Origin of the sequence: Cryobacterium sp. SO2 (assembly GCF_026151165.2) — a bacterium.
In the GTDB taxonomy this organism is placed as follows: Bacteria; Actinomycetota; Actinomycetes; order Actinomycetales; family Microbacteriaceae; genus Cryobacterium.
Window position 1 is genome coordinate 1091373 of the sequence record NZ_CP117849.1, and the last position, 12008, is coordinate 1103380.

Below are 12008 nucleotides of genomic sequence, written 5' to 3' on the forward strand. Positions count from 1 at the left end.
TTCAGGCACCTCTCAGTTGCTTGCCTCTACGCTAGCCCGAGAACCCCGGCCAGAACTGGGAAATGACCTACGCTGGGTTGTTGCGGTGTCCGCCTGTCGCGAACACCTCGCAGAACCCCGTTCACCCTTATAAGGAGCCTGGTGGCCCTCTTCACCGATGATTCATCCCGAGGCCCCGGCCGACCCCGCCGCGGCTCCCGCACGGGCTGGGTGGTGCTGGGCATCGCCCTGGTCACCGGGCTGACACTGGCCATCGTGCCGTCGCCGTATGTGGTCGAGAAGCCGGGCCCCGTGTACAACACGCTCGGCTCAGCCGACTACGAGGGCAAGGACACCGACCTGATCACGATCCCGGACGAGACGGTGTACCCCACCGAGGGATCCCTGGACCTGCTCACGGTCTCGGTGCTCGGCAACCCGGACAACCGGCTGAACTGGCTCACCGTCGCGGCCGCCTGGCTCGATCCGAGCCAGGCCGTCGTGCCGATGGACTCCGTGTTCCCCGCCGACGAGACCACCGAGGACCGCGACGAGGCGAACCAAGTCGCCATGGTGAACTCCCAGCAGGACGCCATCGCGGCGGCCCTGACCAGCCTCGGTTACGACTACCCGTCCGAACTGAGCGTGGTGTCGCTGGCCGATGACGCGCCGGCGACCGGCCTGATCGAGCCCGGCGACCTGATCGAGTCGGTGAACGGCGAAGCTGTTGCCGACATCACCGCGCTGCGTGAGGCCCTCACGGCCAGCGGCGCGGACCAGCCGGCCACCATCGGGCTGAGCCGCGACGGCGCCGCGCAGAGCGTCGACGTAACCCCGATGGACCTCGACGGTTCGGTGGTGCTCGGCATCAACGTCAAGTCCGACTACAAGTTTCCGATCGACGTCGAAATCCAGCTCGACAAGGTCGGCGGGCCGAGTGCGGGCATGATGTTCGCGCTGGGCATCATCGACAAGCTCACTCCGGGAGCCATTCAGGGCGGGGCGGATGTGGCCGGCACCGGAACCATCGACCAGGCCGGCACCGTCGGCGCCATCGGCGGCATCCGCCAGAAGCTCTTCGGTGCCAAGAACGCGGGCGCGGACTGGTTCCTGGCACCCGCGGCGAACTGCGACGAGGTCACCGGGCACATCCCCGACGGCCTGACCGTTCTGGCCGTGAGCACCCTGGACGACTCGCTCGCCGCGCTCGACGCCATCCGCACGGGTGCGGACACGAGCGACCTGCCCACCTGCCCGGCGGCCGGATAGCAGGGCCGCTTCTGGGTGAGCCCTCAGCGAACTGGGGGTTTGCCCAGAGACTCGCTGCATAGAATGAGGGTCTGACCCCCGATCTATCAGAGCAAGAGGCCAATTCGTGACCACATCATCCGCCGGAAGCGCTCCACGTCGGAGCCGTGCCCCGCTAGCCATCACGGCAGCGATAATCGCGGGGCTGGTGATCTTATTCTTCATCTTCGCGGGTTTGTACGCGGACGTGCTGTGGTTCGACCAGCTGGGCTTCCTCAGCGTCCTGACCACCCAGTGGATCGCAGGCGCCGTCCTGTTCGTGATCGGGTTCCTCGGCATGGCCGTTCCGGTGTGGGTGAGCATCCAGCTCGCCTACCGCCTGCGCCCCGTCTACGCCAAGCTCAACTCGTCGGTTGACCGCTACCAGCAGGTCATCGAGCCGCTGCGCCGCCTGGCCATGTACGGCATCCCCGCCCTGCTCGGCCTGTTCGCCGGCGTCGCCGCCGCCACGCACTGGCAGACGATCTTGATGTGGCTCAACCGCACGAATGCCGGCACCACCGACCCGCAGTTCGGCTTCGACGTCTCCTTCTACCTCTTCGACCTGCCGTTCTACCAGTCGCTGCTGGCGTTCAGCTCCGCCGTGGTACTCATCGCGGCGCTCGTCGCCCTCGCCACGTCCTATCTGTACGGCGCTATCCGCGTCACCGGCCGCGAGGTCTATGTGGCGAAGGCCGCCCGTGTGCAGATCGCCGTGACCGCCGCGATCTACCTGCTGTTGCAGGCCGTGAGCATCTGGCTCGACCAGTACTCCACCCTCACCCAGGCCAACGACCTGATCACCGGCGCCGGTTACACCGACGTCAGCGCCACCATCCCCGGCCGCGCCATTCTGGCCGGAGCCGCGGTGTTCGTCGCGATCCTGTTCCTGGTCACGGCCTTCATCGGTCGCTGGCGCCTGCCCGTGATCGGCACCGCCCTGCTCATCGTGAGCAGCCTGCTGATCGGCTCGCTCTACCCCTGGGTCGTGCAGCGCTTCCAGGTGGACCCGAGCGCCAAGACCCTCGAGGCGCCGTACATCCAGCGCAACATCGACCTCACCCGCGACGCCTACGGTGTCGCCGATGTCGAAGAGATCCCTTACACCGCCACGACCACGGCCGAGCCCGGCGCGCTGCGTGCCGACGCCGAGACCACGGCCAACATCCGGATCCTCGACCCCGCCCTGGTCAGCGACGCGTTCGCCCAGCTGGAGCAGTTCAAGCAGTACTACCAGTTCCCGTCCAACCTCGACGTTGACCGGTACACGATCGACGGCAAGTCGCAGGACACCGTAGTGTCGGTTCGTGACCTCGACCTCGGCGGCCTGAGCAGCGAGACCTGGGTCAACTCCTCCGTGGTCTACACGCACGGCTATGGCGTCGTCGCCGCCTACGGCAACCAGCGCTCGGCCGACGGCCAGCCCGTGTTCCTGGAGTCCGGCATCCCCACCTCAGGGGCGTTGGGCGAATTCGAACCGCGCGTCTACTTCGGCGAGACCTCGCCGACATATTCCATCGTCGGAGCCCCCGAGGGTACCGACCCCGTGGAGCTGGACTACCCGTCCGGTGAAGACGGCGCCCAGCAGACCTACACGACCTTCACCGGCGACGGTGGACCGAGCCTGAGCGGCCCGTTCAACAAGCTGATCTACGCGCTCAAGTTCCAGTCCGAGCAGATCTTCCTCGCCAACGCGGTGAACGACGAGTCCCAGATCCTGTACGACCGCGACCCGATCACCCGGGTGCAGAAGGTTGCGCCCTACCTCACGCTCGACTCCGACCCGTACCCCACGGTCGTTGACGGACGCATCAAGTGGGTCGTCGACGCGTACACGACGTCGGCCAGCTACCCGTACTCCACCGCGGTGAGCCTGAGCGACGCGATCGCGGACACCGAGACACCCGAGCAGCCGTTCGCTCTCGACAACATCAACTACATGCGCAACTCGGTCAAGGCCACAGTGGATGCCTACGACGGCTCCGTGACGCTCTACGCCTGGGATGAGAACGACCCGCTGCTGCAGACTTGGCAGAAGATCTTCCCGTCGACCGTCGAGCCGATGAGCGAGATGTCGGGCGACCTGATGAGCCACGTGCGCTACCCGGCCGACATGTTCAAGGTGCAGCGCGCCGTGCTCGGCAAGTACCACGTGACCGATCCCGGCTCGTTCTACTCCGAGGACGACGCCTGGACCACGCCGAACGACCCGGTGTCGCCGTCGACCAACACCACTCTGCAGCCGCCGTACTACCTGACCATGCAGATGCCCGGCCAGGATGCGCCGTCCTACTCGCTGTACTCCACGTTCATCCCGAACGCGTCGGGTGAGACCAGCCGGAACGTGTTGACGGGTTATTTGGCGGCCGATGCCGACGCGGGATCGACGGACGGTGAACGCAGCGATGGCTACGGCAAACTGAGACTCCTGACGTTGCCGAATGACATCACGGTGCCGGGCCCCGGCCAGGTGCAGGCCAAGTTCAACGGTGATCCCACGATCTCCGCCGAACTCAACCTGCTCAAACAGGGCCAGTCCACAGTGCTCAACGGAAACCTGCTGACCCTCCCGGTCGGTGGCGGACTGCTCTATGTGCAGCCCGTGTACGTGCAGTCCACCGGTGAGACCAGCTACCCGCTGTTGCAGAAGGTCCTCGTGGCCTTCGGTGACCAGATCGCCTTCGAAGACACCCTGGACACAGCTCTGAACGTGCTGTTCAAGGGCGACTCCGGTGCCAACGCCGGTGATACGGATGTGCCTGCCGTCGAAACTCCGGCCACGCCCACGGATGGTGGCGACACCACGGTGCCGTCGACTGAGACCGGTGACCCGGCAACGGATGCGCAGCTGAAGTCGTTGCTCGCCACCGCCAAGGAGGCCATCGCTGAAAAGCAGGCCGCGCTGGCCGCGAACGACCTGGCCGCCTTCGGAGTCGCAGACAAGAAGCTCTCCGACACCGTCGCGAGCATGCTCACCCTCATCGGCGAGTAGTACTCCGCAGCCGCTGACAACGCGGGTGGTGCACCGGGAATCCCGGTCGCACCACCCGCGTTTTCTCGTTCAAGGCGCGACGCGCCCGGGGGGAGTGGCCGATTCGAAGGGCTTGTAGAACTGTGGTAACTTAGTTCTTGTAGCGCGGGGTGGAGCAGTTCGGTAGCTCGCTGGGCTCATAACCCAGAGGTCGTAGGTTCAAATCCTGCCCCCGCAACAGAAACAAAAGTCCCGGTCTCGAAAGAGACCGGGACTTTTGCGTTAAGCCACTCCGTTTCGCCGGTCCACGCTCCCGCTTCGCATATCGAGCCCGGTCTCGAGCGCGGCGTCACTGCTCTACTGCAGTCCTGCTACCGAGGCCAGATAGCTCGGCTGGCTGACATAGAAGGTGACACCGTCCCTGTTCACCAGGGCCGGATTATCGTCGCCCCACCGTGCGCCCAGGAGCGTAGCGGTGAACGGCTCGTCGGACTCGATGTACCCGGCCGCTGTAAGTTCCGCTCGCTTGGCGTTCCACGTGCTCTCATCCATCGCCACCTGTCCGTACCAGAACGGGACGTCACCCCCGTCGCTGGTCCAATAGCAACTCGACCCGCCCAGTTCGACCATCGAGGCCATGAGGCCGCTGTGGCCTCCGGGCAGGTCGGTCTGAAGGGTCCAGCCCGCCGCCGCAATGTCAGCCAGGGCCGGTTCTGACAACATGTTCTCGCAGGTCTGGTCGATAGTGAGGTCGCCGGTGGGCGGTTCACTGGTCGGCGTGACTGTCGGGTTCGCGGTCGCCGGAGAGTCGGCTGGCGTGTCCGGGATAGTGGACGGGGCAGTTGCCCCTGACTGGACGCCTGCGGCGCAACCGCTCAGCATGAATACTGCGGCCAGAACCGCCGTTGATCCGCGAAGCATCTGTTCCCCCACCTGATGTGGGCCCCGCGCGTAGCCGAGGCCTGGTACGCACCCTACTCCGGCCTCCACCGCGTTGTCGTCATGGCGACGGCCTGCCCTACCGGACGCAAAAACGGCCCCGCACAGAAGTGCGGGGCCGTTATGTGGTGCAGGTCGAACGGATGCTGCTGTGAGCGTTGAGCCTACTTGCCGGCCTTGCGGGCCGGCTTCTTGGCGTCTGCGGCGGTGGCGACATCCTCTGCACCGGTCTCGAGCGCGGCGTCCCCGACGGCTGCGCGGCCAGCGCGAACCTCAGCGAACGACGTGCCGTAGTACGCGGCTTCCATGAGGGTCTTCATGTCTTCCAGCATCGGCATCCGCGGGTTGGCGGGTGCGCACTGGTCGCCGTAAGCGCCCATGGCGAGCGAGTCGAGGCGGCTGATGAAGTCTTCCTCCGGCACACCCTGCGCCTGGAAGGACGGCTTGATGCCGACCTTGTCGCGCAGCTGCTCGACGGCCTTGGCGTAGGACTCGACGCCCTCGGCAGGAGTCGAGGCCGGCAGGCCGAGGTGCTTCGCGATTTCCTGGAAGCGCTCCGGGGCGATGTAGTGCTCGTACTTGGGCCAGCTGGTCAGCTTGGTCGGCACGGTGCCGTTGTACCGGATCACGTGCGGCAGGTAGGTCGCGTTGACCCGGCCGTGGATCAGGTGCAGCTGGGCGCCGGTGACGTGGGCCATGGCGTGGACTATGCCGAGGAAGGCGTTACCGAAGGCCATACCGGAGATCGATGCGGCGTTGTGCATCTTCTCGCGGGCCTTGATCACGGTGTCATCGGTGCTGCCGATGGTGCCCTTGACGCTGGTCTCGATGTTCTCGAAGATCAGCTTGATCGCGTGCAGGCAGAGGCCGTCGGTGAAGTCGTTCGCGTACACCGAGACATACGCCTCAGTGGCGTGGGTCAGGGCGTCGAAGCCTGAGTCGGCGGCGAGGAACGAGGGCATCATGGCCGTGAGCACGGGGTCGATGATCGCGACGGACGGGATCAGAGCGTAGTCGGCGAGCGGGTACTTGATGCCGGTGACGTCGTCGGTGATGACGGCGAACGGGGTCATCTCGCTACCGGTGCCCGAGGTGGTCGGGATGCAGACGAGCTTGGCGAGCTCACCGAGGTCGGGGAACTTGAACGCGCGCTTGCGCACGTCGAAGAACTTCTCCTTCATGTCGGCGAATTCGATTTCCGGGTGCTCGTACAGCAGCCACATGACCTTCGCGGCGTCCATGGGCGAGCCGCCACCGAGGGCGATGATGGTGTCGGGCTTGAAGGCGCGCATTTCTTCTGCGCCCTTCTCGACTGCGGCGACGGTGGGCTCGGGGAGCACGTTGTCGATGATCTGCAGTGCGACGCGACCCTCGCGACGGTTGAGCACGTCGAGGATCTTGTCGACGAAGCCCAGGCGGGTCATGGTCGAGTCGGTCACGATGGTGACGCGGCTGACGTCGCGCATGTCGGCCAGGTAACGAACCGCATTCGGCTCGAAGTAGGTCTTCGCGGGGATCTTGAACCACTGCAAGTTGTTGTTCCTCCGGCCGATGCGCTTGACGTTGATCAGGTTGATCGCCGACACGTTGTTCGAGACGGAGTTGTGTCCGTACGAACCACAGCCGAGCGTGAGCGACGGGATGAACGCGTTGTAGATGTCACCGATGCCACCGAGCGAGCTGGGGGCGTTGGTGATGATGCGGACAGCCTTGACGCGCTTGCCGAATTCCTCGATGATCGCGGGGTTTTCACTGTGGATCGAGCCGGAGTGGCCCAGTCCGTCGAATTCCACCATCTGCTCGGAGAGCGAGATGCCCTCTTCGGCGTCCTTGGCGTGCAGGACGGCGAGAACCGGGGCCAGCTTTTCGCGGGTCATCGGCTCGTGCGGTCCCACTCCGGAAACCTCGACCAGGATGATCGACGTGTCTTCGGGGATGGTGAAGCCGGCCTGGGCGGCGATCCACACCGGCGACTTGCCGACGACGGTGGGGTTGAGCTTGGCGCCGGCGCAGTTCTCGGAGTTGGCCTGTACACCGAAGATGAACTCTTCGAGCATGGTCTTCTCGGCGGCGCTGGCCAGGTGGGTGTGCAGAATCTTGAACTCTGCCATGGCCTCTTTGTAGAGCGGCTCTTCGATGATGACGGCCTGCTCCGAAGCGCAGATCATGCCGTAGTCGAAGGACTTCGAGAGCACGACGTCGTTGACGGCACGCTTGAGCTTGGCGCTCTTCTCGATGAAGGCGGGCACGTTTCCGGCGCCGACACCCAGGGCGGGCTTACCGCAGGAGTACGCGGCGCGGACCATGGCGTTTCCACCGGTTGCGAGGATGGTCGCGATGCCGGGGTGGTTCATCAGCAGGGTGGAGGCCTCAAGCGAGGGGGTCTCGATCCACTGAATACAGTTCTCCGGGGCGCCGGCCTTGATGGCGGCGTCGCGAACGACGCGGGCGGCGGCGACGGAAGACTGCTGGGCTCCCGGGTGGAAGCCGAAGATGATGGGGTTACGGGTCTTCAGCGCGATGAGCGACTTGAAGATCGCGGTCGAGGTGGGGTTGGTCACCGGGGTGATTCCGCAGATGACGCCGACGGGCTCGGCGATCTCGGTGATGCCGGTGATCTCGTCGCGGCTGATGATGCCGACGGTCTTGAGGTTCTGCATGGAGTTGGTGACGTGCTCGCAAGCGAAGAGGTTCTTCACTGCCTTGTCCTCGAAGACGCCACGGCCGGTTTCGGCGACGGCGTGCACGGCGAGTTCGGCGTGCTTGGACAGTGCGGCGACGGAGGCCTTCTTGACGATGAAGTCAATCTGTTCCTGCGTGAAGTTGGCGTATTCCTTGAGCGCGACCAAGCCCGCGGAAACCATGGAGTCGATCTGCGCAGCTAGTGGAGTGGCGACTGGATGGTCTGTGATCGTCATTAGTATTCCTCCTGGACAACCCGATCTGGGATCTTTGTCTCTGGTTCAAACATAGAACCGTGCAACGCCTAAAACACGGGCCAAAGGTCCCGTCTCGCCGGGTTTCCCGCGGTGTTCAGCGGCCGTTCGCATCCGCGCCAACTGGTGCCCATGCGGACAATTGCGCCCGGCGCACCGGGCGCAATTGTCCGGTGCGGGAACAGTTAGGCGGGGTTAGCCGGCGAGGCCGCGGACGGCGGCGACGGCGGCGCGCACGCGGGCGGCGGCCTCGGCCAGATCGGCGGCCGTGGTGGTGGCTGAAAGGGTGAAGCGCACCGCGGTTTGCGCGAGGTCGGCGGGGATGCCCAACGCCGTGAGTACGTGCGAGGGCTCGTCGCTGCCGGCGGCGCAGGCCGAACCGCTCGAGCAGACGATGTCGAAGCGTTCCAGCTCGAGCAGCACGGCCTCGCCGCCGGTTCCGGCGAAGGTGAATGACGCGTGGCCGGGCAGCCGATGCACCGGATCTCCCGTGAGGGCGGCGCCGGGTGTGGTGGCCAGGACCGTGGCCACGAAGGCGTCGCGCAGGGCGGCGAGACGGGGCGCGAGCTCGACGCGTTCGGTCTCGGCCAGGTCGAGGGCGGTGGCCAGGCCCACGGATCCGGCGACGTTCTCGGTGCCGCTGCGTTTGCCGCGCTCCTGGCCGCCGCCGTGCAATACGGCTTCGACCGGGAGGCGGCCGCGCAGGTAGAGGGCGCCGACGCCCTGGGGGGCGCCGAGCTTGTGTCCGGAGATGCTCAACGCGTCCACGCCGAGATCGGCCACGTTCAGCGGCAGCCAGCCGGCGGCCTGTACGGCATCGGTGTGGAACGGCACGCCATGCGTGCGGGCGATGGCGGCCAGTTCGCGGATGGGCTGCACGGTGCCGATCTCGTTGTTGGCGTAGTGCACGGTGACGAGGGTCGTATCGGGCCGGATGACCCGCTCGAGTTCGGCGGGATCGACGCGGCCCGCGGCATCCGTGGCCAACAGGGTGATCTCGTAGCCGTGTAACCGGTGCAGGTAGTCGCAGGATTCGAGCACGGCCTCGTGTTCGAGGTCGGTGGTGATGATGTGCCGGCCGCGCGGGGCTCCCAGGGCCAGGCCCTTGACGGCCAGGTTGTCGCCCTCGGTGCCGCCGCTGGTGATGGTGATCTCGCCGGGGCGGCAGCCGAGCACCCTGGCGATGCGCGCGCGGGCGCCGGCGAGGGTGGCGGCTGCCGCCTCACCGACCCGGTGGTGGCTGGACGGGTTGCCGAAGCCGCGGGTCATGATCGGCCAGATCGCCTCGGCGACCTCGCGGCGCAGCGGTGTGGTCGCTGCGTTGTCGAGGTAGATCATGGCGGCTCCCTGGCGGTGGGTGAGCGGGCGGCGGTCAGGCCGCGGGGAAGACGGCTTCGGGCAGGATGACCACGTCGAGGCCGAGGTCGAGCGAGCGCACACTGTGGGTGAGGGCGCCCACCGAGATGATGTCGACCCCGGAAGCGGCGATGCGCCGCACGGTCTCGAGGGAGACGCCGCCGCTGGCCTCGACGATGGCGCGGCCGGCCACCCGCCGCACACCCTCACGCAGGTCGCCCGGGCTGAAGTTGTCGAGCATGATCGTGTCGATGCCGGCGGCGAGCACTGGTTCGATCTGGTCGAGGGTGTCCACCTCCACCTCGAAATGCGTGGTGTGCGAGAGCTTCGCACGCACGGCCAACAGCGCATCGGTGAGGCCGATGCCGCCGGCGCTGAGCACAGCGAGGTGGTTGTCCTTGGCCATCACGGCGTCGGACAGGCTGAACCGGTGGTTGTGGCCGCCGCCGTCGCGCACGGCCTGGCGTTCGAACGCGCGCAGCCCGGGCGTGGTCTTGCGGGTGTCGACGATGCGCGCCACGGTGCCCTCGGTCTCGGCGACGTACCGCGCGGTGAGCGTGGCGATCCCGCTCATCCGCTGCACGAAGTTGAGCCCGATGCGTTCGGCCTGCAGGATGCCGCGGGCCGGGCCGGACGCCTCGGCGAGCAGTTCGCCGGCCGCGAAGGTGGTGCCGTCGGTGACGTGCAGGTGCACCGTGATACGCGGGTCGACCAGGCGGAAGGCAGCGTCGAAGACGGCGCCGCCGCTGAACACGCCGGCCTCCCTGGCCACCAGCTGAGCGGTGGCGACGGCGTCGGCGGGGATCAGCATCTCGCTGGTGAGGTCGCCCCAGGGCGCGTCTTCGTCGAGGGCCGCGCGAACGACGGTGTCGATGGCGTGTGTGGTCAGCATGCGATGGCCTCCGAGGCGGACGATGATGCGGGTACGAGGGTGCGCGTGGCAAACTCCCGGCGGCGGCTGAATCGCGGCCGGGCCAGCTCCGGCCGGCTGTCGGGGAAGTCGGCGCGGTGGTGGGCGCCGCGGGATTCCTCGCGGGCGAGGGCCGCCGCCACGATCAGGCGGCCGAGGTCGAGCAGGTTGCCGGTCTCGAGCTCGTCGACGGACGCCTCGGCCCGGTCGACGGCCCACCAGCCGGTCAGGGTCGCGGCGGCGCCGGCCAGGCCGGCTCCGGAGCGGTGCACGCCGGCCGCCTCCCACATCAGACCCTGCAGGGTGCTGCGGTCGACGGGCATGCCCGCGGAGGGGCTGCTGGCGTCGAGCCCGGAGTCGAGATCGGTGTCGGCGAAGTCGGTGTCGGCGACGTCGAGGCCGGTCGCGTCGTCGAAGAGGGGATGCCGGCCGGTGGGATCCGCCAGCGCCCGCACGGCCCTGTCGGCGAAGACCGCGGCCTCCAGCAGCGAGTTCGAGGCCAGGCGGTTGGCGCCGTGTGCTCCGGTGCGTGCGACCTCGCCGACAGCGAAGAGGCCGGGCAGTGAGGTACGACCCCACACATCGGTGGCAACGCCGCCCATCCAGTAGTGCGCGGCCGGGGCCACCGGAATCGGTTCGAGTGCCCAGTCCAGTCCCGCGGCCAGGCAGGCGGCGGTGATGGTGGGGAACCGGGTCTCCAGCAGTTCGCGGCCGAGGCCGGTGGCATCCAGCATGACCGGGTCGCCGCCCTGCGCGGTCATCTGCGCGGCGATGCTGCGGGCCACGATGTCGCGCGGCGCAAGTTCGGCATCCGGGTGGATGGCGGGCATGAAGCGTTCGCCGGTGCTGGAGAGCAGCACGGCACCCTCGCCGCGCACGGCCTCGGAGACCAGCGGGGTACCGGGCACGGCCAACGCGGTGGGGTGGAACTGGTAGAACTCCACGTCGGCGATCGTGGCGCCGGCCCGCCAGGCGGCGGCGACGCCGTCGCCGGTGGCGATGGCGGGGTTGGTCGTGTGGGTGTAGAGCGCGCCGGCCCCGCCGGTGGCGAGGATCACCGCATCGGCGACGACGGTGTGCTGGGCTCCGTTCGGGCCGAGCAGGGTCGCGCCGGTCACCCGGCCGGTGTCCACCACAAGGTCCACGAGCATGGTGTGTTCGTGGATGGTGATCTGGTCGCCGCCCTGCGCGTGGGCGCGGTTGGCGCGTTCCTGCACCGTGGCCACGAGGGCGGCCTCGATGGCGGCGCCGGTGGCGTCGCCGCCCGCGTGCAGCACGCGGGACCGGGAGTGTGCGGCCTCCAGGCCACGGGTGATGCCGGATTCGTCGCGGTCGAAGTCGACGCCGAACCGGATCAGGTCCCGCACCCTGGCTGGCCCTTCCTCACACAACACCGTCACGGCGGCGGGGTCGCAGAGGCCGGCGCCCGCGCGCAGGGTGTCGAGGATGTGCGCGTCGGTGGAATCGTCGGGGAACAGCGCCGCGGCGATGCCGCCCTGCGCGTACCGGGTGTTGCTGTCGGAGAGGGCGGCCTTGGTGACCAGCGTCACCCGATGGCCGGCATCGGTGGCCCGCACGGCGGCGATCAGGCCGCCGAGTCCGCTGCCGACGACGAGCACTCGAGTCATGG

7 protein-coding genes and 1 tRNA gene are annotated in these 12008 nt (G+C 67.5%); 3 read left to right on the top strand and 5 right to left on the bottom strand.

Going from position 1 to position 12008, the window contains the following annotated elements; translation table 11 throughout:
* The first annotated feature begins 141 nt into the window (after positions 1-141).
* From BJQ94_RS05020 to BJQ94_RS05030, 3 genes are all read left to right on the top strand, one after another.
* On the top strand, positions 142-1248 hold the full coding sequence (locus BJQ94_RS05020) for a S16 family serine protease (protein ID WP_265399543.1): 1107 nt from the start codon (positions 142-144) through the stop codon (positions 1246-1248).
* Between the two features lie 106 nt (positions 1249-1354).
* The gene (locus tag BJQ94_RS05025; protein WP_265399544.1) at positions 1355-4258 is read left to right on the top strand and encodes a UPF0182 family protein; all 2904 of its coding nucleotides are present in this window, start codon (positions 1355-1357) and stop codon (positions 4256-4258) included.
* A 143-nt stretch (positions 4259-4401) separates the two neighbouring features.
* Positions 4402-4475, top strand: a tRNA-Met gene (locus tag BJQ94_RS05030).
* Positions 4476-4594: 119 nt separating this feature from the next.
* Here BJQ94_RS05030 and BJQ94_RS05035 read toward each other — a convergent pair.
* The 5 genes from BJQ94_RS05035 to nadB form a co-directional block, all read right to left on the bottom strand.
* Positions 4595-4960 carry a hypothetical protein gene (locus tag BJQ94_RS05035; RefSeq protein ID WP_265399545.1) on the bottom strand — a complete coding sequence of 122 codons (366 nt, stop codon included), beginning with the start codon at positions 4958-4960 and terminating at the stop codon, positions 4595-4597.
* Between the two features lie 380 nt (positions 4961-5340).
* Positions 5341-8094 (bottom strand): bifunctional acetaldehyde-CoA/alcohol dehydrogenase, encoded by a 2754-nt coding sequence (adhE, locus tag BJQ94_RS05040; RefSeq protein WP_265399546.1) that lies wholly within the window; start codon positions 8092-8094, stop codon positions 5341-5343.
* Positions 8095-8307: 213 nt separating this feature from the next.
* Positions 8308-9450, bottom strand: a complete 1143-nt coding sequence (locus BJQ94_RS05045; RefSeq protein WP_265399547.1) for a cysteine desulfurase family protein — start codon at positions 9448-9450, stop codon at positions 8308-8310.
* 34 nt (positions 9451-9484) lie between these two features.
* Positions 9485-10360: a carboxylating nicotinate-nucleotide diphosphorylase gene (gene nadC / locus BJQ94_RS05050; protein WP_265399548.1), complete on the bottom strand. Its 876-nt coding sequence runs from the start codon at positions 10358-10360 to the stop codon at positions 9485-9487.
* Positions 10354-12006, bottom strand: coding sequence for an L-aspartate oxidase (gene nadB, locus BJQ94_RS05055; protein ID WP_265399549.1), 1653 nt, complete (start codon positions 12004-12006; stop codon positions 10354-10356). The genes nadC and nadB overlap by 7 nt, the downstream gene beginning before the upstream one ends.
* Positions 12007-12008 lie beyond the last annotated feature (2 nt).